The organism is Paenibacillus canaveralius, from assembly GCF_047238265.1.
Classification (GTDB): Bacteria; Bacillota; Bacilli; order Paenibacillales; family NBRC-103111; genus Paenibacillus_F.
In genome coordinates, this window is the sequence record NZ_JBDFMM010000001.1 from 1,652,694 (window position 1) to 1,677,458 (window position 24,765).

25 protein-coding genes, 1 tRNA gene and 1 pseudogene are annotated in these 24,765 nt (G+C 57.0%); 18 read left to right on the plus strand and 9 right to left on the minus strand.

Annotated elements, in window-relative coordinates:
• The first annotated feature begins 207 nt into the window (after window positions 1-207).
• The gene (locus ABC395_RS07715; protein ID WP_413002039.1) at window positions 208-1,332 is read left to right on the plus strand and encodes a glycosyltransferase family 4 protein; all 1,125 of its coding nucleotides are present in this window, start codon (window positions 208-210) and stop codon (window positions 1,330-1,332) included.
• Between the two features lie 100 nt (window positions 1,333-1,432).
• Window positions 1,433-1,537 (plus strand): annotated as a pseudogene (locus ABC395_RS07720) (hypothetical protein); the annotation flags it as partial.
• On the opposite strand, the gene ABC395_RS07725 reads toward ABC395_RS07720, so the two are convergent.
• Window positions 1,490-1,657, minus strand: a complete 168-nt coding sequence (locus ABC395_RS07725; RefSeq protein ID WP_413006809.1) for a hypothetical protein — start codon at window positions 1,655-1,657, stop codon at window positions 1,490-1,492. The pseudogene ABC395_RS07720 and the gene ABC395_RS07725 overlap by 48 nt on opposite strands.
• Here ABC395_RS07725 and ABC395_RS07730 point away from each other — a divergent pair.
• Both ABC395_RS07730 and ABC395_RS07735 read left to right on the plus strand, forming a co-directional pair.
• The gene (locus ABC395_RS07730; protein ID WP_413006810.1) at window positions 1,641-2,828 is read left to right on the plus strand and encodes a metallophosphoesterase family protein; all 1,188 of its coding nucleotides are present in this window, start codon (window positions 1,641-1,643) and stop codon (window positions 2,826-2,828) included. The two genes, ABC395_RS07725 and ABC395_RS07730, sit on opposite strands and share 17 nt — an antisense overlap.
• Complete coding sequence (locus ABC395_RS07735) at window positions 2,825-6,199, plus strand: AAA family ATPase (protein ID WP_413002041.1); 3,375 nt, start codon at window positions 2,825-2,827, stop codon at window positions 6,197-6,199. The genes ABC395_RS07730 and ABC395_RS07735 overlap by 4 nt, the downstream gene beginning before the upstream one ends.
• A 78-nt stretch (window positions 6,200-6,277) precedes the next feature.
• On the opposite strand, the gene ABC395_RS07740 is transcribed toward ABC395_RS07735, so the two are convergent.
• The 5 genes from ABC395_RS07740 to fba all read right to left on the minus strand — a co-directional run bounded on the left by ABC395_RS07740 (window position 6,278) and on the right by fba (window position 12,407).
• A complete protein-coding gene (locus ABC395_RS07740) occupies window positions 6,278-7,348 on the minus strand; it encodes a Ger(x)C family spore germination protein (RefSeq protein WP_413002043.1) in 1,071 nt (356 codons plus the stop codon).
• Entirely contained in the window at window positions 7,345-8,433 is a 1,089-nt protein-coding gene (locus ABC395_RS07745; RefSeq protein ID WP_413002045.1) for a GerAB/ArcD/ProY family transporter, read from the minus strand. The genes ABC395_RS07740 and ABC395_RS07745 overlap by 4 nt, the downstream gene beginning before the upstream one ends.
• Window positions 8,430-9,941 carry a spore germination protein gene (locus ABC395_RS07750; RefSeq protein WP_413002047.1) on the minus strand — a complete coding sequence of 504 codons (1,512 nt, stop codon included), beginning with the start codon at window positions 9,939-9,941 and terminating at the stop codon, window positions 8,430-8,432. Before ABC395_RS07750 ends, ABC395_RS07745 begins: the two co-directional genes overlap by 4 nt.
• Before the next feature lie 642 nt (window positions 9,942-10,583).
• Window positions 10,584-11,513, minus strand: a complete 930-nt coding sequence (gene pfkB, locus ABC395_RS07755) for a 1-phosphofructokinase (RefSeq protein ID WP_413002049.1) — start codon at window positions 11,511-11,513, stop codon at window positions 10,584-10,586.
• Between the two features lie 24 nt (window positions 11,514-11,537).
• Window positions 11,538-12,407, minus strand: coding sequence for a class II fructose-1,6-bisphosphate aldolase (gene fba / locus ABC395_RS07760; protein WP_413002051.1), 870 nt, complete (start codon window positions 12,405-12,407; stop codon window positions 11,538-11,540).
• Between the two features lie 91 nt (window positions 12,408-12,498).
• On the opposite strand from fba, the gene ABC395_RS07765 reads away from it, so the two are divergent.
• The 5 genes from ABC395_RS07765 to ABC395_RS07785 all read left to right on the plus strand — a co-directional run bounded on the left by ABC395_RS07765 (window position 12,499) and on the right by ABC395_RS07785 (window position 16,535).
• Entirely contained in the window at window positions 12,499-13,557 is a 1,059-nt protein-coding gene (locus ABC395_RS07765; protein ID WP_413002053.1) for an SIS domain-containing protein, read from the plus strand.
• 24 nt (window positions 13,558-13,581) lie between these two features.
• A complete protein-coding gene (locus ABC395_RS07770; protein WP_413002055.1) occupies window positions 13,582-14,370 on the plus strand; it encodes a DeoR/GlpR family DNA-binding transcription regulator in 789 nt (262 codons plus the stop codon).
• An 18-nt stretch (window positions 14,371-14,388) separates the two neighbouring features.
• A complete protein-coding gene (locus ABC395_RS07775) occupies window positions 14,389-15,363 on the plus strand; it encodes an ROK family protein (protein WP_413002057.1) in 975 nt (324 codons plus the stop codon).
• Between the two features lie 199 nt (window positions 15,364-15,562).
• The gene (locus ABC395_RS07780; RefSeq protein WP_413002059.1) at window positions 15,563-16,087 is read left to right on the plus strand and encodes a hypothetical protein; all 525 of its coding nucleotides are present in this window, start codon (window positions 15,563-15,565) and stop codon (window positions 16,085-16,087) included.
• Between the two features lie 121 nt (window positions 16,088-16,208).
• On the plus strand, window positions 16,209-16,535 hold the full coding sequence (locus tag ABC395_RS07785) for a hypothetical protein (protein ID WP_413002061.1): 327 nt from the start codon (window positions 16,209-16,211) through the stop codon (window positions 16,533-16,535).
• An 89-nt stretch (window positions 16,536-16,624) separates the two neighbouring features.
• Here ABC395_RS07785 and ABC395_RS07790 read toward each other — a convergent pair whose 3' ends face one another.
• Window positions 16,625-17,515, minus strand: a complete 891-nt coding sequence (locus tag ABC395_RS07790; RefSeq protein WP_459564675.1) for a YkvI family membrane protein — start codon at window positions 17,513-17,515, stop codon at window positions 16,625-16,627.
• A gap of 109 nt (window positions 17,516-17,624) precedes the next feature.
• Between ABC395_RS07790 and ABC395_RS07795 the strand changes: the two genes are divergently transcribed.
• Window positions 17,625-18,236 (plus strand): DedA family protein, encoded by a 612-nt coding sequence (locus tag ABC395_RS07795; RefSeq protein WP_413002062.1) that lies wholly within the window; start codon window positions 17,625-17,627, stop codon window positions 18,234-18,236.
• A 51-nt stretch (window positions 18,237-18,287) separates the two neighbouring features.
• Here ABC395_RS07795 and ABC395_RS07800 read toward each other — a convergent pair whose 3' ends face one another.
• Window positions 18,288-18,944: a hypothetical protein gene (locus ABC395_RS07800; RefSeq protein ID WP_413002064.1), complete on the minus strand. Its 657-nt coding sequence runs from the start codon at window positions 18,942-18,944 to the stop codon at window positions 18,288-18,290.
• Between the two features lie 341 nt (window positions 18,945-19,285).
• Here ABC395_RS07800 and ABC395_RS07805 point away from each other — a divergent pair, with 341 nt between their 5' ends.
• Window positions 19,286-19,858 carry a xanthine phosphoribosyltransferase gene (locus ABC395_RS07805; RefSeq protein ID WP_413002066.1) on the plus strand — a complete coding sequence of 191 codons (573 nt, stop codon included), beginning with the start codon at window positions 19,286-19,288 and terminating at the stop codon, window positions 19,856-19,858.
• Window positions 19,859-19,957: 99 nt separating this feature from the next.
• Complete coding sequence (locus ABC395_RS07810; RefSeq protein WP_103997667.1) at window positions 19,958-20,284, plus strand: hypothetical protein; 327 nt, start codon at window positions 19,958-19,960, stop codon at window positions 20,282-20,284.
• 47 nt (window positions 20,285-20,331) lie between these two features.
• Here ABC395_RS07810 and ABC395_RS07815 read toward each other — a convergent pair whose 3' ends face one another.
• Window positions 20,332-20,643, minus strand: a complete 312-nt coding sequence (locus ABC395_RS07815) for a hypothetical protein (RefSeq protein WP_009674764.1) — start codon at window positions 20,641-20,643, stop codon at window positions 20,332-20,334.
• 279 nt (window positions 20,644-20,922) lie between these two features.
• On the opposite strand from ABC395_RS07815, the gene ABC395_RS07820 reads away from it, so the two are divergent.
• The 6 genes from ABC395_RS07820 (at window position 20,923) to ABC395_RS07845 (ending at window position 24,508) form a co-directional block, all read left to right on the plus strand.
• Window positions 20,923-21,171 carry a hypothetical protein gene (locus ABC395_RS07820; RefSeq protein WP_103997685.1) on the plus strand — a complete coding sequence of 83 codons (249 nt, stop codon included), beginning with the start codon at window positions 20,923-20,925 and terminating at the stop codon, window positions 21,169-21,171.
• Between the two features lie 4 nt (window positions 21,172-21,175).
• The gene (locus ABC395_RS07825; RefSeq protein ID WP_413002068.1) at window positions 21,176-22,111 is read left to right on the plus strand and encodes an adenosylcobinamide amidohydrolase; all 936 of its coding nucleotides are present in this window, start codon (window positions 21,176-21,178) and stop codon (window positions 22,109-22,111) included.
• Window positions 22,112-22,455: 344 nt separating this feature from the next.
• Window positions 22,456-22,824, plus strand: coding sequence for a hypothetical protein (locus tag ABC395_RS07830; protein ID WP_413002069.1), 369 nt, complete (start codon window positions 22,456-22,458; stop codon window positions 22,822-22,824).
• Window positions 22,754-23,440 (plus strand): YidC/Oxa1 family membrane protein insertase, encoded by a 687-nt coding sequence (locus ABC395_RS07835; RefSeq protein ID WP_413002071.1) that lies wholly within the window; start codon window positions 22,754-22,756, stop codon window positions 23,438-23,440. Before ABC395_RS07830 ends, ABC395_RS07835 begins: the two co-directional genes overlap by 71 nt.
• A gap of 156 nt (window positions 23,441-23,596) precedes the next feature.
• Window positions 23,597-23,680: transfer RNA gene (locus ABC395_RS07840), tRNA-Leu, on the plus strand.
• A 174-nt stretch (window positions 23,681-23,854) separates the two neighbouring features.
• A complete protein-coding gene (locus ABC395_RS07845) occupies window positions 23,855-24,508 on the plus strand; it encodes a Bax inhibitor-1/YccA family protein (protein WP_103997670.1) in 654 nt (217 codons plus the stop codon).
• The last annotated feature ends 257 nt before the right edge of the window (window positions 24,509-24,765 follow it).

Consider the following 24,765-nt stretch of genomic DNA (forward strand, 5'->3'; position numbering starts at 1 on the left):
GCGACTTCATTATAGCAAAATAGGGCGGGGACAAGAACAACTTTTTTCGGAAATTTCCCCGAAGTCTGAAATGCCGTCCTGGCAGGACGGGACGTGTTCTCTTTTCTATTGGCCGGGCAGAAGGTACAATAAGAAAAGGCTGAGCGTATGATGCTGTAAGCCGGATTTGCGCCGCAAGAGCGGACGGAGGATCAGGAGTGTGCACCGATGAACATTTTGCAAGCGTTATTCTTCCCGCCGGAGCAGCCGGGCGGAGTTTCTTCCATGGTCCCGTATATCACCGAAAAATTTAATAAAAGAGGCTGGGACATGGAACTGTTTTCCCTTCCCAGAAGGGTCAGGGGCAAGGGAACCGAGCCTGTTACCTTCAGCACGTTCGATTGGACCCGCTATGCGGGAAATCCGGTCGTGGACAAATATATCCAGACTTACAAAGACTACGTATGGTGGACAAAGCTTCGTATCCGCAAGAGTTACGATCTGATTCACGCCCATCATCCGATTGCCGCGCTCGCTATCAAGGAAGTATTTCCGGACACGACCGTCATCGTAACGGTTCACTCCAGCTACGAGGGAGAGCTTCTGCTGAACGGAAAAATAGAGGAAGGCGGTCCCGAACAGCTCTTTCTGACGTCGATATACGGTGAAATGGAAGCGCGGCTGGATCAGATTTTAACGGTTTCGAACTCATTTAAAGGCTATATAAGCGAATATATCCAGGACCCCGACCGGATCGGGGTTATTCCCAACGGTTACGACGAGAAGCGTTTCCGGCCGATTTCCCACGAGAACGAAGTGGCTCAGCTCATTACGGTCTGCCGTCTCGTTCCGGCCAAAGGGCTCGAAACGCTTCTTCAGGCGTGCGCGATGCTCAAGGAGCGGGGACATCCTTTCGTCCTCCATATTATCGGCGACGGCCCTTCACGGACTGAACTGGAAGAATTGGCGAAGCAGTTGAACTTATATGAAGATATTATTTTTTACGGGTACATGCTTCATCCGGAAGAGTTTATGCCGTTCTTCGATATTTTCGTCCTCCCATCGAAGGCCGAAGCGTTCGGCTCCGTATTCGCGGAGGCGGCTCTTTGCCTCCTTGCCCTCGTGGGCACCAATGTTGGAGGGATTGCCGAGCAGATCGAGAACGGACGCAACGGTCTGCTCGTAGAACCGGGGGATGCTTCCGCGCTCGGCCAGGCGCTGGAGAAGGTCGTGGTCGATCCGACCTACCGGTATCAGCTGGCCCGTGCGGCTTCCGAGAAAGCGAAGAAATCGTACTCGCTGAACCGTGTCATCCGTCAACTGCGCGGAGTGTATGAGAGGTACGGGAAATGAAGCGGCATACCTGTATAAGACAGACGAAGGAGGCGGACGCATGAAGGCGCTGAAATTTCTCCATGCCGCCGACCTTCACCTCGACAGTCCGTTCAAGGGAATGAACTCGGTTCCCGACCGGATCCGCGGAGTGATCCGGGAATCGACCTTCGGAGCGTTAAGCCGTCTCGTCCGGCTGGCGGTCCGGGAGAAGGTCGATTTCGCTGTTTTCAGCGGCGATATTTACGACGCCGGCGACCGTTCCCTCCGGGCTCAGCTTGCGCTTCCGCAGCGCCCTTGCGGAGCTGGAGCGGGCGGGAATTCCCGCCTTGATTATCCACGGCAACCACGATCCGCTCGACGGCCGGGGAGCGTCCCTGGATTGGCCGGCGGGCGCACACGTATTTCCGGCGGACAAGGTCGAGACGGTGCGGATCGTGAAGGAAAACCGCGGGCTTATCGCAGAAGTTCACGGCATCTCGTATGCGTCCGCAGCCGTAACGGAAAACCTAGCCCTGCGTTTCCGGGGCGGGGACGCTTCGGTTTTTCAGGTGGCTCTTCTTCATACGAATGTAGACGGACACCCGGGCTATGACAACTACGCGCCCTGCAGCAGAGCAGATCTTACAGGGCGGGGAATCGACTACTGGGCTCTGGGCCACATCCATACGAGAGAAATTCTCATGGACGCGAAACCCGCCGTCGTCTATCCCGGCAACATACAGGGCAGGAGCATAAGGGAATGCGGCCCGCGAGGGTGCTATATCGTGACTGTGGATGAGGACGGAAGCCCTGTTTTGGATTTTCACGCGCTCGACGGGGTACGATGGCAGGAGGAATCTCTCTCTATCGCGGGCATCGGCTCGGAACAGGAACTGCAGGAAAGCCTGCAGGATCTGCTGGCCCGGGTCAGGGAGAAGGCCGAGGGCAGACCGTCCGTCGCCCGGATCATTCTGGAAGGCCGGGGACCTCTTCATTTGAAGCTGCAAACGGGGAGCACCCTCTCCGACCTGCTCCGGGAACTCCGCGAGAGCGAGCTTCTGGCGCTGGCGGGACGTTCGGCCGGCGGATACGGCATCGGCACAAGCAGCTTCGGAGCGGGCGGCGGTCATACGGAAGCGCCGTTCCCTGGTGAGTACAGCAAGGAAGAAGCCCCGGACTCCTATCGTGGGGAATCTTTCTCCGGCGATGTCTCCCGCAATGTGGAAGCGCACCCTCCTTTCGTCTGGATTGAATCTGTAGAAGCCCGGACCGGGCAGGATATCGATTTTGAAGGGCTTCTCCGGGAGGAAAGCTTCATAGGCGACCTCCTCCGGTTGGCGGAAGAGCTGGCGGCGGATGAGACAAAGCTGAGGGAATTCGCGGGAGAGGCACTTGGTCCCCTGCTGGGCCAGAACGGAGCCTCCAGGCTTTTTGCGGGAGCCGACGGGCTTCCCGTTGACATAGGGGAATGGCTGGAGGCGGCGCGGGAACTCGCCGTCGATCAGCTGATGCCGGAGGGGAGGGGCAGCAAATGATGATCCGCGAAATAAGAGTCCGCGGGTTCGGCTCCCTGCACGACCGTACATACCGGTTCGATTCGCCCGTTACCGTGCTGTACGGGCCCAATGAGGCGGGAAAAAGCACTCTGCTCGGTTTCATCCGCGCCGTCCTGTTCGGGTTTCCTACGCGCGCGCAGGCGGCCGACCGGTATGAGCCCGAAGGCGGAGGTCCCCACGGAGGCGCGCTGCTGCTGGAGGACAAGCAGGGCCGGACCGTCCTGATCGAACGCTACGCGGATCACGGCGGTCCGGGACGCCCTCCCGCAGCCGGGGCCGTCAAAGTAACGCTCGAAGGGGGCGCGATAGGCGGTGAGGAACTTCTCCGGCAGCTGCTCGGGGGATTGTCCGCGGAGCTCTTCCGGAGCTTGTTCGCCTTCGGGCTGGGCGAGCTTCAAGAGCTGCGGACTCTCCAGGGAGACGACATCGGCGGCTACCTTTACGGAGCGGGCTTCGGCGTGAGCGGGAGCGCCGTAGTGGAAGCGGAGCGCAAACTCGCCGCCCGGGCCGACGCCTTGTTCAGGCCCAGAGGCCGGACCCAGGAGCTGAACCGCAGCATCCGGGCGTACGAGGAGCTCCGCTCCAGCCGGAGCCGTTCCGCCGACGAGATCAGCCGGTACGAAGAAGCGACGGCGGAATGGAACCGCCTCGGAGACCGGCTGCACGAGCTGGACTCCGCCCGGGCGGAGACGGCCGCAGAGCTGGAATGGACCCGGCGCTGCGTGAAGGCCTTCGAGCCGTGGCTGAAACTGCGCCGGATTCAGGAAGAGATAGGGGAAATCCGTGAAATTCCAGGATTTCCGCTGCATGCCGCCGCACGGTATGAAGCCATCCGTCAGGAACGGGACGAATTCGAGAATGAGCGGCGTCAGTACGAGGAAGAGAGCGCAGCGCTTCTGCGGGCTCTCGAAGTCCTGCCCCTCAGCGAAGAGCTGCTCGAAGACGCGGCCGAACTGTCCGCCCTTGAAGAAGAGGCGGGTTCGTACCGCAGCGGGCAGCTTGCGGCGGCTTCCGCGGAGACGGAGAGAACTCAGCTGAGCGACGCGCTGGCGGGTCTTCTGCGGCAGCTCGATGAGCAGTGGACGCGGCAGGATCTGGCCGATTTCCCCGTATCGGTCGGCATGAAAGAGCATATCCGGGAAGCGCGGGATGCTTTCGCCAAATGGGACGGGGAGAGAGCACTGCTCGACAGCGAACTGAGCCGGGTATTCGGCCGCCTGGAAGAGCAGCAGGGCGAGCTTGCGGAGCGCCAGCTGGAATGGGGCGAATGGCTGACGCTGTCGGGACTCCGGGAAGACGCGCCGGGAGCAAGGACTGCCGCGGAATCTGGGCTTCTGCGGCGTTTATCCGCCGATTACGCGGAGTGGAGAGTGCTGAAAAGCGAAGGAGATCAACGGGAACGGCTCCGGGAAGAAGAACGCCGCAGACAGGCGGAGTTCGGAGCCTGGTCGGACAGAGGCCGGGGCGAATCCGAGCGTTTAAGGAAAAAGACCGCTTACGCCGCGGCGGCGGTCGCGATTCTTCTGCCCGCGGCGCTGCTCGTCAGCGGACAGAAGGCTGCCGCTGCCGCCGTATTCGCCGTGCTGGCAGCCGGTACGGCCTGGTTGATGCTGAGTTCGCGTGACGGCGTCCGCGAAAACGGGCGCAGCCCGCATACCCTTCCGCCGGAATCCCGGACGGAGGGAAGGGGGCGTACCCGGAGGGGAAGAGCGGCCTCCTCCGGCGCGTGGTTGTCCGCTGCCGCACAGCCGGGCGAAGCGGACGCTGCGGCAGACGGCGCCGATGCCCGCCTGGAGGCAGACATGGCGGCTCTCCGGCAGCGGCTTCAGCAAAATCTGGCACTTCTTCTGGGCGGCAGCGGAGCGGGAAGCCGAGAAGCCGCAGCAGCCCGTGCGCCCGGTGCGCCCGGCTTATCCGATGAAGCTGCCGCTGCGGGCCGGATGCCGCTGCCGTCCTGGCCCGAGACGCTGAACTGGCTGGAACGGGAGCTGGAAAGCTGGCTGACCGGCACCGATTTGTGGGCGCAGCACCGCTCCGAAATGGAGCGCCGCCGGGCCAAGCTGGAAGAGCTGAAACAGAGCATTCAGTCGCTGGAGAAACAGCAGGAGGCGGCATCGGCCCGTATGCGCTCGCTGGAGGAACGGGCGGCGGCCGGACAGGAGAGCTGGAGCGCCTGGCTGCGTGAGCGCAAGCTGCGGGCGCACCTGTCTCCCGAAGCGGCGCTGGATTCGCTGCAGCTGATCGCCCGCGGGCATGACCTGCTCCAGCGCCTTGCCGGCTGCGAGGCGAAGCTGGCCGCCCTGCATGCTTCATCCGCCGCGTTCGAGGCGCGTACGGTCCGGCTGCTGGGCGCCGCCGAGGCGGCGGACCCGCTGCTGGGACTGCGGCGCCGGGCCGAGCGTCTTGCGGAGCAGCGCGAACTGCTCGCAAGGCGCGAGCGTATGGCGGCCGAAGCCGCGGATCTCCGCCGCCGGGAGACGGCTGCCGCGCAGAAGGCGCGGCACGCGGCCGGCCGGCTGCAAGCGCTTCTGAGCGAAGCGCAGGCCGCCGGCGAAGAGGAGCTCCTCCGCCAGGCGGCCCTCCAGGAGCGCCGTGCCGGGCTCGCCGCCGAAGCGCGGCTTCTCTCCGGCGCGCTCGATGCGCATGCCGGCGTCGCCCGGCGGGAGCGGCTCGATGAGGCCTTGGCCGGTGCCGACGAAGGGAGCCTCGCTTCGCGCGAGGACGAGCTGTCGGGCCGTCTGAGCGGCCTGGAGGCCGAGGCGAACCGATTGCGCGACAGGCGCGGCCGCCTGGCCGGCGAGCTGGAGAAGCTCGAAGGCGGGAGCGAGCGCGGGGATCTGCTCCAGCGCACCGAGGAGCAGCTGGCCGAGGTGCGGGAGCTCGGCGGCAAATACGCGGTGCTCGCGATGGCCGCCCTGCTCGTGAAGCGGACGCGTGAACGCTGTGAACGCGAGCGCCAGCCGGGCGTGCTCCGCCGGGCTTCGGCCTGCTTTGCGGCAATGACGGGCGGCCGGTTCACACAGGTGGTCGCGCCGTTCGGTCAGCAGCGGCTCTATGCCGTACGGCCGGACGGGCGTCAGGTGGATTCATCGAAGCTGAGCCGCGGAACGGCGGAGCAGCTATACTTGTCGATGAGATTCGCACTCGTCGAAGAATTTACCGGCGGAGCTTCCCTGCCGCTCGTTTTTGACGATATTTTCGTCAATTTCGACAAGGAGCGGATGGAAGGGGCGCTGCGGATTATCGGGCAGCTCGGCGGTAATCGGCAGGTTTTGCTTTTTACTTGCCATGAGCATGTAAGAGACGCGGTGAGAAGGACTGCTCCCGCGGCAGGTGTGCTTAATGTTTAAGAGACAGCGAAAGACCCTTCTTCTCTAAAAGAAGGGTCTTTTTGGCTTTTCATCGTATGTGTCCTGCATGGATACGTTCTATTCTCTTTTGCCTTCGGGAGAAAGAACTTTGAGATGGATACGGACTTTAACTTCCAGTTTTTTGATTTGTTCTTCCCAGTTTGCCGTATCCCAGCCTCTCATCCGGAATTGCTCGCCGATCCCGAGAATATCGAGGCCCTGCTCTTTGGTGCCGTTCAGCAGTCTCGTGAAGTTTTTCTCCCAGAGCCGGCTGCCTTCTTTTTCGATGTCGTCCACATGAAGGTACGGACTGTGGTCCTTGCTTTCCAGGATAGTGGCTTGAATAAAGTAAATGAAAGTGGCCTGTTTACGGGTGATCTCCGTTTTCCGCCGGACTTCTTTAATTTGCAGAGCGTTGCGTTTCCCGGGATCGGCATGCAGAATGACTTCTTTTCCCTGCCGGTTTACGAGCACGTTGAACTCTCTGGACTCGATTCCGTTCAAATGATAAAGAAGCCGGTCCCGGCGGAGAAAGCTTTCACCCATAAAGTTTAATTCGTTATTTTCATAGCTGAAGCGGTTGAGATGGATGCTGTGCAGAGGGCTCATGACCGCTTTGTTCACCTGCCAGAGGCGGCTGGCGAGAAAGGTCGGGACAAACGCGTAGCCTTTGGTCGAAAAATTCGTCAGACCCCCGTTATCTTTCCGGAACAGTTCGCTTACTTTGTCGGTGGTGACGAACATATGAACCGTCTGGTCGATGTTCGGCGATCTCACCAGAAAATCCATATAGGGATAGATGCCTTCTCTGGCGATTGTGTCGCTGAACATGATAAAGCTGACTTTATCGAGGGACAGCTCTTTTTGCAGGCGTGTCCGGATCTGCCTCAGGCAGTCGGGAATATTCGATCCGGTCGCTTGACGGATAATATATTTGGGTGCTTTTCCGCCGGAGCTGCCCTCACTGCCTCCGCTTTTCATTCCGTCCATGTCGATTTCCATCATGCTGATTTCGAGCTCGCCATCATCCGCACGGTCGATTCCCATCCCGACGATAAAGGACTGTTCCCTGATCTCCGAAATGCTCAAACATCCGGCAAGCGCTGCGGCTCCGGTCACAAGCATGAGAACAAGCAGCCATTTTCTCATCCCGTCTTCTCCTTTCTGAAAAGGCTGACGATCCACATGTAATTGGGAATCAGGACGAAAATAATGCCGAACACGAGCGCGGTGATGTAGACCAGCCGATCGACTTCGTTCACGGTCAGAGTCCGGAGAAAAGCGAGAGACATGAGGACCGAGACGATCACATACATCCGTTTGATCCGCCGGGTGTTGAAAAGCCTGCAAAGCGCCTGGGAGCAGCAGGTTACGCAAACGATCAGAATCATGATGTTCACCAGCACGAAAAACAGAGGGGCCAGGAAGCTGAGCTTTTCAAAAGGAAGAAGGAGAAAAGGCACGGTTTCCATCGACTCCTGATACGGGAAAGTGAACGTTTTGGCGGTCTCGTAACCGAAGACCATAATGGGCAGCAGATAGGATAGCATAACTTCGGCCCCGGCCGTAACGGTAGCGGCTGCCGACAGACGAAGCAGATTTTTATCCGACCGGATGTAAGGATACAGAAAATAGAGGACGGCGAAGCCTTTAAACAGGTAGAAAATCGTCAACATATTTTTGCCGAGCAGCCTCGGCAGGCCGAGATTTCCGAGCGGCAGCAGGTTGGTGACATCCATGTTGCGCAGCTGGGGCAAGTTGATGCTGAGCAGCCAGACTGCCATCACAAAGCCGAGCAGCAGAAAAAGCCGCGCCCAGGCTTCTGTCCCTTTCCAAACCATGTAAAGCACCACGGGCATAACAAGGAGCACGATCGTGTAAACCGGCGTATATTTCAACTGTAGATAGGAAACCAGCAGCCAGTGTTCACCGAAAGTCAGATCCCCCCAGATGAAAAAGTAAACGGCAATGCAGCCGACATATACGGCCGATAAAAATTTGCCGAGGTAGAGCCGGGACCACTCCCCGATATCGCTGCGAGGATGCCGGCTCGATAAGCGGACCGCGACATAGGTGTTCCACAAGGAAATGGCCAGCGCAAGCAGAAGCAGCACCCAGCCGTGCTGATCCATCTGCTGGGACAAATAAGCCGGGAATCTCAGGGGACCCATCGCAATCGAGGCAACTGCCAGTATGACGAACCATTGAAGCCCCGAGATGCTCGGCTTGGTCATGACGAATCCCCTCTCTGGCTGTGTTTGTCCGCCGGTTTAAAGACCGGGTCCCGGTCCTTCAACTTCTGCGCGCTCGGCCTGAAAAACTGCATCCGGATCGCTTTTAGGCTGAGCGGGCTGAAAGGCGCCGTGTACGGGATACTGAGCGACTTGGTAGAGGCGAGATGCCCTAGCAGCAGGACGGAACACACGGTGATTCCGTAAAAACCGAACAGTCCCGCCGCCAATATAAACGGGTATTTCCACAGGCGCGCCGCATAAGAGATCTGATACGAAGCGATATAGGCTCCCACTGCGGAAATGGAGGCGACGATAATCATAAATTTGCTGGTCAATCCCGCCTGGGCCGCCGCTTGGCCGATAATCAGGCTTCCGACGACATTCAAAGCGGAGCCGACATTGCCGGGGACGTAGGTCATCCCCTCGTTAAGCACATCCATGACGATCATCATCATCAGCGTTTCAAACAGGCTTGTATAAGGGATTCCGGCCTGATCCTGGGCGATGGAGATGGCGAATACGGTCGGAAGAATGGACGAGTCTACCGTAACCAGGGCCAGATAGACGGCAGGCGCGTAAATGGCGATGACAAAAGCTAGAATCCGGACAAGCCGGACGAATGTCGGAATAAGCGAGCCTTGCATGACCGCTTCCCCCCCGATAAAGCTGGTGAGCACGGTATTCGGCAGGAAAGCGATAAAGGGAGAACCGTCCATGAGAATCCCGATTCTTCCTTTGAGGAGATTCAGGGCCGAACGCGCCGGCAGCTCGCTTTTTTCATATAAAGGGAAGGGAGTCAGATTAGGGCCGCTTACGAATTCCATCAATTCTTTCATCAGCACGACGGAATCCGTCTGGATGCCTTCAATTTTGGATTCGATCTCGTCCACCCACTCCTGCCGGGCGACATCGTTCAGATATACTACGGCTACGGTCGTTTTGGACCTTTCTCCTACCTCATAGTAATGAACGATCAGGTTGGGATCCCGCATTCGTCTTCTCAGGAGCCCAAGGTTAACGTCGATATCCTCCACGAACGATTCCTGAGGACCGAGGATCACCCGTTCGACTTTGGGGGGCTCAATGGCGCGTCCTTTTTGAAAAGGCACCGGGAACGAGAGCGCGCTGTGCGGCATCCGGTTATGAAGCAGAATGACGTCTCCCTGAAGCATGCGCTTCAAAGCGTCCGATACGTTCCGGATCTCGGTTCCCGTCGGGAAAAGGGTCGGCCAGTCGTCCGGCTGCGATTCCCAGCGGCTTAGACGCGGGGCGACGTCATTTTGAAACAGGCTTTTGTCGATCGCGGTACTGATATACATACAGCCGGAATTGCCGTTGTCCGTAAGAATCCACTGAAATTCGTCGGTCGGCAGAAGCTCCTGGAAAAGCTGAATAACCGCGTCCGTGTCAGCGGCAAGGGGGATGTCCCACTGGTCGGCGTTCAGTGTAGGCGCCGCCGGAAGCGTAGGATGTCCATGAGGCTTCCGGCTGTCGTTCTGGTCGGTCATAATCTCCCTCCACTCGTGCTAGAGCTTTAAGGTTAGACTTCCCAGATCACCGGAAAATTACCATGCGGAACCCGAATCGGAGGAAGGGGGACGGCAACGGACAGACGGGAAAGGGCGGGCGGCGTATCGGAGGTTGCCTGAAGACCATTCCGACGGTATCGGCATACACAAAACAGGCGTATTCTCCCGCTGCGGGGGAATACGCCTGTTTGTTGAGTGTGCCGGGCCGGGTGGTCGGGCGCCGAGCATGGAACGGGACAGCAGCCGGTTTCTCATGCGTCCGTCGGCATCGGCAGGCCGTATCAGCCGGTCGCGTGAGCAGACTGGATCCGGCAGGTCGCATGGGTAGACCGAATAGGCAGACTGCATCGGCAGGCCGCATGGGCAGCCCTTATTAGCAGATTATATCGGCAGGTCGCATCAGTAGAAGGTAGACTGCACCGGCAATCCGCATCGGCGGACGTATACGCCGACGTATCAGCCGGTCGCATGAGCAAACTGCACCGGTCGACATATCCGCGGTGGCATGCAGACTGTATCGGTCTTCCGCATCAGCAGACCGCGCCAGCAGACTGTATCAGCAGGCCGCATCAGCAGATCGCACCAGCAGGCTGTTTCGACCGCCCGCACCAGCCGCCCGGATCAGTAATCCGTCACCGTGACGGAGCGGTAGATCCGCTCGACATCTTCCGCGGTGACGACTCCCGCCTGCATCTGCAGGGCGTTGGCGCTTCCGCATGCCGCGCCGAATCGGACCGCGTCGGAGTCGCTGCTTCCCCGGCGGAGAGCCGTAACCATGCCGGCCACCATCGCGTCGCCGCTGCCGACGGGGTTTACGGCCCGGATCGCCGGGATGGCGACCCGCCGCACGCGGCCGCCGCTGCCCGCGAGGGCTCCGCGCGCGCCGAGCGAAACGACGACATGCCGGATTCCGCGCTGCATCAGTTCCCGGATGCAGGCGGCCAGCTCGTCGTCGGAGGAAGCGGGCTTGCCGAGCAGCCGCACGATTTCATGCTCATTGGGCTTAATGAGCAGGGGCATCGCTTCGAGCCCGGCAGCCAGGGCGTCGCCGCTCGCGTCGAGGACGGCCTCGGCGCCCGCTTCTCTTGCAAGCGCGATCAGCTCCGCATAAAGCGTGGGAGGGCATCCGAGCGGGAGACTGCCGGAGAAGCACACGTGCGTGGACCTCGCCGCGAGCGCCTTCACCTTCTGCTTCAGGGACTGAAGAGAGCTTTCGGCGATGGCGGGTCCGGGTTCCAGCAGCTCCGTCTGCGTGCCGTTATCCGCATCCAGGACGGTGAGGCAGAGGCGGGATTCTCCCGGGACTTCCGTGAAGTCATGAGGAATGCCTTCCGCGTCGAGCCCGCTGCGGATAAACCGTCCGTTGAAGCCGGCCACGAAACCGGCGGCCGTGACGGGTTCGCCGAGCAGACGCGCCACCCGGGCGACATTGATTCCTTTGCCGCCGGGGACGGCGATCATGTCCGATACGCGGGAAACCCGGTCCATTTCGAAGTTTTTTACTTGGTAGGTTTTATCGATTGCCGCATTGAGGGTCACGGTGGTAATCATCCGGGTTCTCCTGTCTTGACTGAATTAAATGAAATCTTTGGCGCGGCCTACGCAGCCGGTAAGGCGCATTTTCGTCTGAGCCAGTTCTTTGACGGCCGCTTTGGCCGGAACCATATATTTACGCGGGTCGTTTTCATCCGGGTTGGCCTGGAAGACTTTCTTGATGGCATCGGAGAAAGCAATGCGCAGCTCCGTAGCGACATTCATCTTGGCCATGCCGAGCGATACGCACCGTTTGACCTGCTCTTCCGGTATGCCGGAGCCGCCGTGCAGAACGAGAGGAAGGCTCACTTTGCGGTAGATTTCTTCCAGCTTGCCGAATGCGATGTTCGGTTCGCCTTTGTAAATGCCGTGAGCGGTTCCGATGGCCGGGGCAAGCGTCGGCACGCCGGTCAGCTCTACGAAGCGTACGCATTCGTCGGGATCGGCGAGGAGGGCATCCTCGTCGGCAACGACGATATCGTCTTCGACGCCGCCCACTTTGCCAAGCTCCGCTTCCACGTTTACGCCGGCCGCCCGGGCGACTTTCACGACTTCCCGCGTCTGCCGTACGTTTTCTTCGAACGGATGCATGGAAGCGTCAATCATAACCGATGTATAGCCTTCCCGGATGCATTGTACGATAAGCTCGTAATCCGTGCAATGATCGAGATGAAGCGCGATGGGGACGGAAGACCGTTTGGCGGCGGCGGCTGCGGCCGCAACGATATAGTCGGGGCCCAGGTGCTTCACCGTGCCGACCGTGGTTTGCAGAATCAGCGGAGCCTGAAGCTCCTCGGCCGCCTCAACGACGGCCTGCAGCATTTCCAGCGTGTGCACGTTAAAGGCCGTAATGCCGTAACCGTTTTGACGGGCCGTTTGAAGCAGGTGCGTAGAAGAAATCAAATGAGCCATTTTGAAAAACCCCTTCGTATAAAATGATTGAAACGATCAAAATAATGATTTATAATGTCATTAAGTTGATTATAAGGGAGGAAATTAGAAGATGTCAAACGTTCAAGGCCAATTAACCTACACCGAAATCAGTGCCCAGTCCGCCGCTCTCCAGGCCGCGTGGGATCAGCTCCAGAAGCAGTCCGACTGGGTGAGCCGTTATATAAGAAACGATCAATACGAGGAAGTCGTTTTTATCGGATCGGGCTCTTCTTACTATCAGTCGATCACGATGGCGGCGACGTTCCGCAAATGGACCGGACGCAGCGCATCCGCACAGCCTTCCTCCGACATTTTCCTGCTCCGCGACGCTACCCTCCCGAGAGAGAAGAAGCTTCTGATTGTAGGCGTATCGCGTTCGGGAGAATCCCACGAGGTACTTCTTGCGCTTGATTCCGTCAAAAATGCGGCTCATATCGATACGTGCGGCATTACCTGCCACGAGACGAGCAAATTGTTCGGGATGACGGAATGTCTGCTTTCTCCGCTGGGCAAAGAGAAGAGCACGGTGATGAGCAAATCGCTCAGCTCCATGACCTTTATGATGCAGGCCGCAATCGCGATGGCGGCGGGCAGCGAGGCATACTTACAAGAGCTTAAAACTGTGTTAGAATTAGACGAAGAACTGGTCAAAGCCTCGGATACGGGCATCAAAGAATGGGTGTCGGCGCACGACTTCAACAAAACGGTCTATCTCGGACTCGGAGCACTCGGAGGTTTGGCGCTTGAAGCCTGCCTCAAGCTGAAGGAAATGACGTATACGTGGACGGAAGCGTACGGCACGCTTGAGTTCAGACACGGTCCCAAATCCATCGTCGACTCGGGTACGCTTGTCTGCTTCCTGCTTTCACAGTCCGCCCGCGATTATGAGCTGAAGGTAGCCAGGGAGCTGAAGGAATACGGGGCGACGATCCTGCTTCTGACCGCGGAGCGCGGGGAAGACACGGATTTTGCGGATCTGGTTCTGGAACTCGGCGGAGCCGCGATCAGCGATGAAGCGCGCAGCGTATTGTATTTGCCCGCTGTCCAGTACAACGGCTATTACAACGCGATGAAACGCGGGCTGAATCCGGACGATCCGCGTAACCTTACCCAGTTCGTCGAAATTTAACCTTGTGACGGAGTGACAGTTGAAATGAATGATACGACTCCTTCCAAAGGAGATCTCAGGCGCCAGCAGATTATGACGATCCTCAAGCAGCAGGGGCGCATTACCATTGGGGAGATCATCGGGCATTTTCAATGTTCGGAAGCGACGGCAAGACGTGATTTGGACCTTCTGGAGAAAAAAGGCGAGGTTGTCCGCACCATCGGCGGAGCCCTTTTCGAGGGCCTCACGGCGGTCCGCGAAACCTCGTTCGCCGAGAAAAAGCAGCAGCTCTGGCTGGAGAAGGAAGCGATTGCCCGCAGGGCGGCCGGCCTTATCGAGGAAGGGGACAGCGTCTGCCTGACCGGCGGCACCACAACCTTCCTTATTGCCCGCGAACTGAAGCAGCGCCAAGGGATTACGGTCGTGACTAATGCCGTTAATATCGCCATGGAACTGGCCGACAGCGAAGGTCTGCAGGTGGTCGTCGTCGGCGGCGTCATGCGCAGCAAAAGCTTCGAGCTCAGCGGGCCGCTGGCCGAGAAGACGATCGAGCATCTCAACATCGAGAAGCTCTTTCTCGGTGTGGACGGCGTTTCCGCGGACAAAGGCATAACGACATTCTCCGAGCTCGAAGCCCAGACAGCCCGTCTGTTGATGAGCCGCACCCAGCATACGATAGCAGTGTTTGACCATACCAAGGTGGGGAAAGCCTCCTTGTTCTCCATAGCTCCGCTTGCGGACGTAAACGTGTGTGTGACAGACGCGAGGTTGGAACCTGACATGGAGAAGGTTCTTGAGCAGCACGGCATTACCACTTTGTATGCGAACGCATAAGGGAAAGGACGGACGGGAATGAGCTTTTTCATCGGCGTTGATCTCGGAGGAACGAATATTGTGTGCGGCTTGTTGGATGAGGAATTTAACGTCCTCGCCAAAAGCAAACAGCCTACGGAAGCGGCCAAAGGCAGCGACTATGTGCTGGAAAAGATTGCGGTTATGGTGGAAACGCTGCTCGGAGAGCAGAATATTGCGTTCGGGCAGTTGAAAGCGGTCGGAATCGGAACGCCGGGCTTTATCGATCCGGTTCGCGGCGTGTGCGTATTCGCCAGCAATCTCCGCTGGAGCGAAGTGCCGGTATCCGACCAGCTCGGAGCAAGACTGGGCGTCCCGGTCTTTATCGACAATGACGTCCGCATGTACGTCTACGGCGAAGCCATGAAGGGACCTGGCCGCGGCTACGAGCATGTGCTCGGAATTACGCTCGGGACCGGGATGTCGGCCGGCTTGGTCAATAACGGCCAGTTGTATTACGGCGGCGGCTTCATGGCCGGCGAAATCGGACATATTCGCGTCGACGATGCGGAAACGACGCCTTGCGGCTGCGGACTCGTCGGCTGTCTCGAAACGATCGCATCCGCCACGGGTATCGTCCGCCAGGTCAGGGAAGCGCTTGCGGCAGGCCGCGAGAGCATCCTGGCCGAGTGGTTCCCGGGTGAGGAAGCGGCTTCCGTTACGGCCGCGGACGTATCCCGCGCGTATGACGAAGGCGACCGCCTGGCAATCGAGGTTATGAACCATACCGGCAAGCTGCTGGGCCGCGGACTTTCATATGCCGTAACCATGTACAGCCCCGACGCGTTGATTATCGGAGGGGGAGCATCCCTGGCCGGCGAGCGTCTGTTCAAGCCTATGCGCGAAGAACTTCAGAAGTCCGTTTACAAAGGCTACTGGGAACGTCTCACCATCCATCCCGGCACCCTTATCGACGACGGCGGCGTCATCGGCAGCGCGGCTTTCGCCGCTAACCGCGCGGCAGGAATCGTCTAAGCCTTTTTTCGGAGATATTCGAGATTTTTCTAGGTATAAAGTCATTATTTAAGCATGTAAAAAACAGGAAAGACCTTTCCCTATGTCGAAGTAGGACGGAAAGGTCTTTTTTTTGCTGCGGCACAACTTGTCTGCCGTAATCGTCGTCTAAATAGAAGACCGGTACGAAGAGGTTCCGAGGAACTGGGGGGACAGACACTTGTCTGAGAAGAAAAAGCCGGCAAAACCCGGAGAACGGGAAATTACTTATCAGGTCGGACGCCATAAAGGCCGTATCCGTACCGGAAAAGGAAAAGGCTCCGCGCAGAAAGAGAAGAACTCCGGACCGAAGCGGGAGCACATTCATTCGACAAACTCATCACATACAAGCGACAAAAGAAAGATTGCGGCCGATCATGCGCATTCCCGGACCGAACAAGTTGAAGGGATGCAAGCTGCGGAAGCGTCTGAGTCTATAGAACTTGCGAGCAATCCTTTCCCTGCGGCTGTTTCCGGCGAAAGCACGTACCGCGAAGAGTGTCCTCCGTCCGGACCGGTAGTTCCGGCGAAACCGGAAACGCAGGCGGCTCAACTTGCCGGGGAGAACAGCCGGCTTATGGAGCTTCTGTGGCGGTCGACTCCGCTGCCCGGACGGCGGGCCGCGGCCCTAATAAATTGGGTTCTGCCAGCCGCCGCCGCGGCGTGTACGGTCTGGGCCGTGTCGAAACTTTTATCATTCGGCTGAACAGCCTGCCATAAGGGAGAGGATTCCAATTCAATTATTTACGATTCTGGCCGTTTTTACAGCCTTTTTTGGTTTTTTCGTCACCGCTGCTTCCGCATATACCGCCTGGATGCTGCACCGGATGCGGAAACGGGATCTGCGGAGTGCCGCTCCCGGTCATACGGCGGAATTTTTGCAGCGGATAACCCCGCTTGATTACGGGCAGTTTGCGCTTACTGCGATCGGAATGGTGATGCTTCTTGCCGATCTTGTTGCGGTACTGCGCGATGCGGATGCTTTTCCCGATTATCATATCGGCTATTTGCTGTGCGGATTTTTGTTCGTGTTTCTGGGTATGCTGATGAGCTTTGGCCGTCTGCTTCTGACGGTCCGGGCATGGCGCTCCTCAGGCGGCGCGGCTTTTCCACATCATCACGGCCAGCCACACCGAGCTGACAAGGCCGAATAACGGATAAAGCGCCGCAAGTAGCGGCTTAAAGCCGATCAGGCTGACGACATAACTGAGCACGATAAGCAGGAGAAGAACGGTTCTGCGGCTCAGGCCCGTCCGCTGCTGCAGCGCTGCAGGGTAAGCCCGTAAGTATTGGAAAGATACGTCGTAAAGATTTCACCATAGATGACAAGAAGATACGCTAAAGGGATGAAAGTTCCCATCCCGTTCATAATCCGGGCCATCGGAATGCCGAACTGGCGGATTCCCGGCATCTGCGCGCTCAGGGCATAATGCGCGGCGAAGAGCAGCAGGCCGATTCCGATCCCGCCGAGCAGAGCGCCCCGGAAGAGTACGCGCCGGTCTTTGATTTGAGCGCCGAGCGGCACGAGAACCGCTTGGGCGGTAGCGAGGTTAAAGCCGACGTAGAGCAGGGGCGCGGTCCAGGCGCTGAGCGGCGAATGGTCGGTGCCGAGGGTCAGCCATGCCTGCGAAGTGGGGAGCTTGTTTGTGTAAAGCACCAGAATAAGACTGAATGCGGCCATAACCGGCACGACGATTGTGTTTACCGCCATAATCGCACCGATACCGCGTGTGATTACCGCATAGGACAGGACCGCGGTGACGAGCAATCCGCTCTGGAAGGGCAGGGACAAGTGCTCGGAGAAAACCGTGCCTCCGCCGGCCAGCATGACCGACGAGATCCCGAAAAGAACGAATAAAGTGAACAAACTGATCCATCCGCCGAGTTTCGGGCCGAATAAAGCGATATTCAAATCTTCGTATGACTCCGCCCGGACATCGTGCGCCATAAGCATCATTTTGATGCCCAGCCATACGAATAAGACGCTCGCGAGCGCGATGGTCAAGGAAGCCGCCGCGCCGTAGCGGGTAAAAAACTGCAGGATCTCCTGACCTGAGGCAAAACCCGCTCCCACGACCGTCCCGACATACGTAAAAGCAACCTGTGCGGTTTGCGTCCATGTTTTAGAAGCCATTGTTCTCACCCTTCACGTTTCGTACTAGTACAAGGTATGTTTCGGACCGGACGGGCATGACAGCAACATAAGAAACGCGCAGGAACAACCCCGTTAGGAGTGTTATGTAGTGAAAGAAACGATCTTTGAGCTGATTTCCAATTACGGGTATACGGCTCTTTACGCTCTGCTTGCCGCCGGCATAGTCGGCCTGCCGATTCCCGACGAGACGCTGATGACGTTTGTCGGCTCTCTCACGATGGACAACGGTCCGTTGAATTTTACGCATTCGCTTATCGTCTCCTACCTGGGGACGATGACGGGGATGCTGATTTCCTATACGGTCGGACTCCGGCTCGGCAAACCCTTCCTTTACAAAATCGGAAAGTGGGTGCGCATCAAGCAGGAGCGGATCACCCGTACGGAACTTTGGTTTCAGAAATACGGCATGTGGGCCGTCTTTTTCGGCTATTTCGTTCCGGGGCTCCGGCATTTTACCTGTTATCTGGCGGGAGTCAGCGGAATTACCCTCTGGCGTTATCTGCTTTTTGCGGGATCGGGCGCTTTGCTGTGGTGCTGTACGTTTCTTTCGCTCGGACATTTTATCGGGGCCAATTTTGAAGCGGTGCTAAAGGGGATTCACTCGTACCTCGGCATCTGTCTCTTATGGCTTGCCGTTGCCGCGGCAGTCGGTTTTCTTATTTTCTATCTCATCCGCAAAAAAAGAAAAAAGAACAGTTAAAAACCCGCCGGCCTTAGGGCTGCGGGTTTTTAACTGTTCTTGCACCGGCGCTTAGCTGGCCGGGAACAATTTGATCGATTGAATCACATGGCTTTCCGGGTCAAGATCCAGCTTCAATACGGTGTTGCGGGCTTTATAGGTCAGCACGTAATCCGTGCGGTTGTCGGGCTTGCCCAGAACGTTCGCGGCCTCATCGGCGGATTGTCCGAGACGAAGCCCGCCCAGCCCGGGATCGATATCGGCCGATTGAATCTGGACGAACTCGAGGCGGTCGAACACATTAAAGCCGACGGAGAAGGACCCGTATTCGTATACCGTGACGGACTGGGGATCCTCATCCATGACGAACATGTTCTTCGCTTTCCCGAAGAGGTTCAGGACCTCGTCTTTGGGCGTTCCCAGCGTAACGCCCATCAAGGCCGGATTGCTGGCACGGTATGTATTCTCCGGAGTAACCACCGGCTTGGCTTTGACCGGCCCTTCCGTATTTTCGTTGGAAGAAACGGCAGCCGGGCGGTCGGGAACCGGTGTTTGTCCGGCTGCACCGGAAGGCGAAGGCTGCGCGTTTCCGTCAGATTGTGCCTGATTTGCGGAGGAGCCGGCAGGTTCTTTCCCCCAAAACGTATGTACAGCTTCACAGCCCGCCGCCGCCGGCAGAACGGAGATCAGAAGACCGATCATCGCTGCTCTGCGGAGTTTGTTCTTCATTGCAATCGTTCCTTTCTTCTGCCGCACCGGTTCCGGACGCGGAGCGACATTCCTTATCATACGCCCTAGGGACGATTCGTTCAAATTTCATATCGGCTTAGATGAGGGGATAGCGGAGACTGACGCCGGTGTAACGCCTCCGTAATCTGCTTTGCACGTTTTAAGCCGGCTTTTCTCGTTCTGCCGGCGGCAGGAAGTAGGAGTTGATGTCCCGCTATTTATACAGACTGGTCAAAGGGCCGAAAAGTTCCGGGAGAAAGGACCTAAGGCGTAAAATGGGACTTGAAACCTATGTTTGGCTTGTGGTACGTTAACACATATTCAAAGGTGGAGGAGAAGCTATGGAACTGTTGAAACAACGTATCTTAGAAGCCGGAAGCGTCGTTTCCGACCAAGTCGTTAAATTGGATGCCATCTTGAATCATCAAGTCGATCCTGCATTGATTAAGGAAATGGGCAGGGAATTCGCACGGCGCTTTGTAGAAAGCTCGCCTACCAAAGTGCTGACTGTCGAATCGTCCGGAATCCCGCTTTCTTTTGCCGTCGCCAGCGAACTGGGCATCCCGTTTATTTTCGCCAGACGCAAAAAGTCGGTGACTATGGGCGAGGATACTTATTGTGAACGCGTACCGTCCTTCACCAAAGGAATCGTGACGGATATTATGGTTTCTTCCCAATATATAACCGCAAACGACCGGATTTTAATCATAGACGACATAATCGCCAACGGCGATGCGGCCAGGGGCCTGATCCGAATTGTGGAGCGCTCGGGAGCCGAACTGGTCGGAGTCGGTATCGCGGTAGAGAAGGCGTTTCAAGCCGGAGGCCGGGCGATCCGTGAACAGGGGATCCGTACGGAGTCTCTCGTAACGATAACTTCCCTTGAACAAGGACATATTGTGTTCGCAGATTGACCGTTATTTTATGAAAACATTTTCATTCTGCTTCAATGCTTTCCTGGAAGGGGTAAATTCGATATAATAGAGGAAGGTAACTGGAGAGGAGGGATCGCTATGGGAAATGAGCAAATTCCAGCCGAATATTTGCTGGAGAAGCTGTCCGAAGCGAAGAACCATTTCGAACGCGCCCTAGACTGCAAACACACCGAGTTTGATGATTTGTACCCGTATATGATTGAACACCCTCAATTTTTCTGGTATAAACGATACGTGGCATGGTCTGAACTTCTTACGGTGGTCAAATTCTTTATGGAACTTTCCGTTCCATGGGAATCCCAGTTTACGGTTCAGCAGGTCGATTATATCAAGAAACGCGTCATGTCGAGCAAAGTATTGGATTGCTGGTTTGAAAATACGGATTCCAAAGAACACGTCGGCTGACGTGTTCCTCATAAGCAAGACCTGCCGGGAAGCCGGCAGGTCTTTTTTTAATTCAACACATTCATTTCTTCGATATGTTTGCGGGTTTCTTCCGTCCCCAAATTGTAAAGCGTCTGGTAGATCTGCTTGAGATCATAGTCGTAGGCGTCGTTTTCTTTATCCTTGTGATATTCCTTAAAAGGCAGGAGAGCCCGGAAATGCGTCTGTTCGTCCGACTCGTCTATAACCTCGAAAAGCTCGGCCAGTTTGTCGATTTCCTCATCCGTTGCCTTTATTTCGAAATCGAAGTTGATCTCGTCCGCTTCGTCGACGATTTGTTTGGAACCTACGCTGACGTAAAATGTTTTTTTGCCGTCCATCGCTTTTCGCTCCCTTCATATAAGCCTGACCGCAGGTTTTACCCCTTCATCTTAAAAGGATTGCCCAACTAGCCGGCTTCTAAAACCACGCAGGCTGCAGATTTTATTACCCGGAGCCCGAAAAAAATGAATCAGGCGGTTCCATCCGATCTAAGGGCTTCTTGGCTTGCCGCCGGCTTTTGTGTATGCTAGTAGGGATGCCGGCTTTGCCTTTTGCGGGGGAGCAGGCTTAAGATACAATTGCCCAGGAAATTTTTTGGAGCAAAAGGAGGGCTTGTCATGATCAGCGACGAGCAGTTAGACCGATACCGGATTGACGGCACCCTGCTCAGAATCGTCAGGGATGCGGATCCGCGCAACGATATACGAGGCTATGTGGTGGCATGGAACGAGTCGTCCGTCGCCATTCGCAAACGCAGCCGCAAGCTGGTTCAGCTGGATAGAAAGTATGTCTATCAGCCTTATACGGAAAGTCGTCCCGCCGAGTATACGCTGCCCCGGGAAACTAATGAGGGTGAGGAGGCCTGATCCGTTGAACAATCGGCAATCACTCATCTACTCGGAAAGCCGCCCGGCCGCAGGAATAACCGCAGGCGTAAACGAAGGCGGAGCGGGAAGCTATCTTCTGCTGGAGGCTCATTTACCTCTGAGGACGTTAAGCTCCGCACCCTGGGGCGGCGGTTTCGGGTACCACCGCAATATCATCAACCGCAAGGTGGATAAAACGTATGCCTGCGGCGATCCGGTCGCGGAGATGAATGAATTTCTGGGGACGGTCGGTCTGAACAGCGAGGAAACCGCCTGCCTGCTTACTTCCGTACATATGAGCGGCCTCGGTGAAAGTCATCTTCGAATGGACGATCCTGTTCCCGTGACAGTAGCCGGCGAAATTGGATTCGATTCTTTGGGTACGTCCGAAGGTGAGCCGGATGATTTCGCCGAAAACGGCCGGGAAGCACACCGTCTCCCCGGTACGTCTGATGCAAAGCCGGGCACCCCGGTGACCGGAGGAATGCGGCTTCCGGCCGCCGCTGACACGGGCGCAGCGGAATCCGCGGCCGCTTCCGCGGCGGACACCGGAATAGCCGTCAGTGCCTGGGTGACCGTCGGCTATTCCAACATGGCGCGGGCCGGACGCGGGCTTCCGGCTTCGGCGCTTTTTCCCGGCACGATCAATATTATCGTGGCCGTGGAGGGCGAGTTGACCGATGAGGCTATGGTCAACGCCGTCATTACCGCCACCGAAGCGAAGGCGGCGGCTCTCCAGGACCTCGGCGTCGCGCTCAAGGACGGCAGCGGGGCGACGGGCACGACGACGGACGCCGTGCTGATCGCAGCCACGCAGAGAGGCCGTCTTCACCGCTACGCCGGAACGGCCACTTACCTCGGCCACATGATCGGCCGCACGGTGTACGACGCCGCCATGCAGTCCGGCTTGGCTTACAAGAAGGCCTTGGCGCTCCCGTAGGGTAAGGGCCGCCTAACACAGCCTGCGGCTCACGGCTTGCCGTTCCGGCGGCGTCTCATGACGTGGCAGGCCGCAGCCCAACGTCACACATCAGTCCGCCCTACGCGGCGGTTCGCCGATACACAATGATAAGAAACGAAACGTAAGGTTTCGTCCCGGCATACAGCGCATCCTTTCCTTGGATGTCGCTGTTTCTTTTTGACCGTCGCATGTATGAAAAAGCCCGGTAATAAGTATGAAGTAAGCGTAAATAAGCCTGAACCTCTTTTCGGTACGTGAGCCGAAGTTTCTGAAACCGCTGAGCACTCCGGCCGTATCATGAAGAAAAAGAGAGGGGGATTGCCTTGGAATGGAGTTTGGATATTCCGGTGCTGTTTCTGGCACTCGGGTTTACCTGCTGGTGGCTGGGTGAGTGGATTTCGCTGACCCCTCTCAAAGCCGTTGCATTCCCCGTTCCGCAGCTCTCTTCGGACAAGAGCGGTGCGCCGGTACTCATCCGGCCGATCCGATTCGGATTACTCAGGACCCGGCGGAAAATCCCTGCCCGGAGCGATCATCATTCCGGTGAACCGGATTCCTCCCGTTGTAGCGTTGCAAGTTACTGCCAGTATGGCCGCTATCACAAAAACGGGGGAATTCTTCATGTCACTTTTACAACCTATTATTTCTTTATTGGACCTTATTCTAAACGCTTTAGCCGCCTTTACGACTGATTGGGGGCTGGCGATCCTGCTGCTTGCCCTGCTTGTACGCAGTCTGTTATTCCGTTTAAATTTGCTCAGCGCCCGGCAGCAGGTGAGACAAATTCGAATGCAGCCGGCCATCCGGCAGCTCCGGGAGCGGTATGCGGACCAATCCGGCAAACTGGGCGAGGAGATGCTCCGGCTGTATTCCCGCTATGGAATCAAACCTGGGCTTGCATTCGCGGCAGGACTAATTCAGATGCCCATTTTCATGAGCCTATATCCGTATTTTGCTCAGCATGGCGCCCAGATGACTTCCATGCTGATTCCATGGATGCAAATGCTGGGTGTGCCCGATCCGTCGCACGCGCTTCCCGTACTGTACGGGATAGTCGGATGGCTGGGGATGCTGATCAGCCTCGTTCCGGATCAGACGGCATCTCAGCCAGCGCTGCTTAAGGCGGGAATGCCGCTTGTCATCACGGCCGTTTCATTAGCGGTAATGTGGCGCTCTCCGGCCGCCCTCGTCCTATACTGGGCGGGAAGCGGGGTCATTACGATACTGGAACGGTTGTTTTTCCGCTCTTCCATCGGTCAGAAACTGCTCCATAAAGGAATTCCGGCCCCGGAAACGGTAAACGATTAAAACGCAGCTGAAGGAAAACAGGAAAGCCTCTTAGAGGTTTTCCTTTCTTTATTTTGGTCAAAATGTATTCCGTCGGATTTTCTCAAAAAAAGATTAATAATTTGTTTGACAAACGTTTTGGGGCATGATATATTTAATCTCGTTCTTACAAAGCACGCGGTCGTGGCGGAATTGGCAGACGCGCTAGATTCAGGTTCTAGTGGTGTAACAGCCGTGGAGGTTCGAGTCCTCTCGACCGCATCAGCAAAACAGGAAAGCCACTGGCTACCGGTCAACCGGAGCAGGTGGCTTTTTTGTTTTTTAAGTTTTTAAGAAAAAAACCTTCTTTAAAATGAAACGGATGCCCGGCCTTTTTCGTATAACGATTTATAAATAAGTGGAAAATGGGTAGTAATTGAAAAGGAGTGTTGTAATTTGGAAAGAACGATGACGTATTCCCATCAAGGATCTTTATCACACATTCTGCGGACCTTTGCGCTTTCTCTGCTGATCTCGTTCGTAGGCATGCTGGCGGGTGCCATGATCGTCCCGCCGTCGATCGTCCCGCTGTTTATTGTCGTTGAGCTCGTCATGATCGTCGCGGCCATCGTGGTCCGTATGCGCGGCAAAAACATCGGTTACGGGTTCCTGTACACCTTTACGGCCATTTCGGGCGTAACCATGTACCCGGTCATTATGTCGTACGGTTCGCTGATCGGTGCCAACCTTGTGTCCGGCGCTTTTCTGGCCACGGCCGTTATATTCGGGGGACTTGCCTGGTACGCGGCCCGTTCCGAAAAGGACTTCAGCTTCCTGGGAGGATTTCTGTTCGCCGCAACAATCGGCCTTGTGCTGATGGGTGTGCTCTCCCTGTTCGTCAACTTCGGTTCGACCCTGAATCTGCTGCTGTCCGTCGGCGGAATTCTGATCTTCAGCGGCTGGGTGCTGTATGATGTCGCTCAATACCGCGAAGGCGTTGCAGCGGAAGAAGTCCCCCTCGCCGCACTGAATCTGTATCTCGACTTCATTAACCTGTTCCTGTATATTCTGCGTTTTATCGCTTCGATTGTCGGCATCAGCCGCGATTGAGGCCTTACGGCTCACACCACATAGACCTAAAACGGCTGATGCTCTGAGAGCGTTAGCCGTTTTTTTGTGCGCCGCTTCTCGGCAGCTCCCTCTATTTGTCTTTGGCTTTATGGCAGGCGATTTTACACTTGCGGGCCAGATCCGTTTTGCTCATCCCTGGATAAAGGTTTCCGTATTGCTTACGGTGTTCGAGATCTGCTTGGATGGCTGTCTGGATCATCGGGGAAGGGGAGTTGCAAGAGACCTGTCCCGTGAAT

What these genes read in the sequence shown, in the direction of transcription:
- ABC395_RS07715 (WP_413002039.1), top strand. Translation starts at nt 208, where the DNA reads ATGAACATTTTGCAAGCGTTATTCTTCCCGCCGGAGCAGCCGGGCGGA.
- ABC395_RS07735 (WP_413002041.1), top strand. Translation starts at nt 2,825, where the DNA reads ATGATGATCCGCGAAATAAGAGTCCGCGGGTTCGGCTCCCTGCACGAC.
- ABC395_RS07740 (WP_413002043.1), bottom strand. Translation starts at nt 7,348, where the DNA reads ATGAGAAAATGGCTGCTTGTTCTCATGCTTGTGACCGGAGCCGCAGCG.
- ABC395_RS07745 (WP_413002045.1), bottom strand. Translation starts at nt 8,433, where the DNA reads ATGACCAAGCCGAGCATCTCGGGGCTTCAATGGTTCGTCATACTGGCA.
- ABC395_RS07750 (WP_413002047.1), bottom strand. Translation starts at nt 9,941, where the DNA reads ATGACCGACCAGAACGACAGCCGGAAGCCTCATGGACATCCTACGCTT.
- pfkB (WP_413002049.1), bottom strand. Translation starts at nt 11,513, where the DNA reads ATGATTACCACCGTGACCCTCAATGCGGCAATCGATAAAACCTACCAA.
- fba (WP_413002051.1), bottom strand. Translation starts at nt 12,407, where the DNA reads ATGGCTCATTTGATTTCTTCTACGCACCTGCTTCAAACGGCCCGTCAA.
- ABC395_RS07765 (WP_413002053.1), top strand. Translation starts at nt 12,499, where the DNA reads ATGTCAAACGTTCAAGGCCAATTAACCTACACCGAAATCAGTGCCCAG.
- ABC395_RS07770 (WP_413002055.1), top strand. Translation starts at nt 13,582, where the DNA reads ATGAATGATACGACTCCTTCCAAAGGAGATCTCAGGCGCCAGCAGATT.
- ABC395_RS07775 (WP_413002057.1), top strand. Translation starts at nt 14,389, where the DNA reads ATGAGCTTTTTCATCGGCGTTGATCTCGGAGGAACGAATATTGTGTGC.
- ABC395_RS07785 (WP_413002061.1), top strand. Translation starts at nt 16,209, where the DNA reads ATGCGGAAACGGGATCTGCGGAGTGCCGCTCCCGGTCATACGGCGGAA.
- ABC395_RS07790 (WP_459564675.1), bottom strand. Translation starts at nt 17,515, where the DNA reads ATGGCTTCTAAAACATGGACGCAAACCGCACAGGTTGCTTTTACGTAT.
- ABC395_RS07800 (WP_413002064.1), bottom strand. Translation starts at nt 18,944, where the DNA reads ATGAAGAACAAACTCCGCAGAGCAGCGATGATCGGTCTTCTGATCTCC.
- ABC395_RS07805 (WP_413002066.1), top strand. Translation starts at nt 19,286, where the DNA reads ATGGAACTGTTGAAACAACGTATCTTAGAAGCCGGAAGCGTCGTTTCC.
- ABC395_RS07810 (WP_103997667.1), top strand. Translation starts at nt 19,958, where the DNA reads ATGGGAAATGAGCAAATTCCAGCCGAATATTTGCTGGAGAAGCTGTCC.
- ABC395_RS07815 (WP_009674764.1), bottom strand. Translation starts at nt 20,643, where the DNA reads ATGGACGGCAAAAAAACATTTTACGTCAGCGTAGGTTCCAAACAAATC.
- ABC395_RS07820 (WP_103997685.1), top strand. Translation starts at nt 20,923, where the DNA reads ATGATCAGCGACGAGCAGTTAGACCGATACCGGATTGACGGCACCCTG.
- ABC395_RS07835 (WP_413002071.1), top strand. Translation starts at nt 22,754, where the DNA reads ATGTCACTTTTACAACCTATTATTTCTTTATTGGACCTTATTCTAAAC.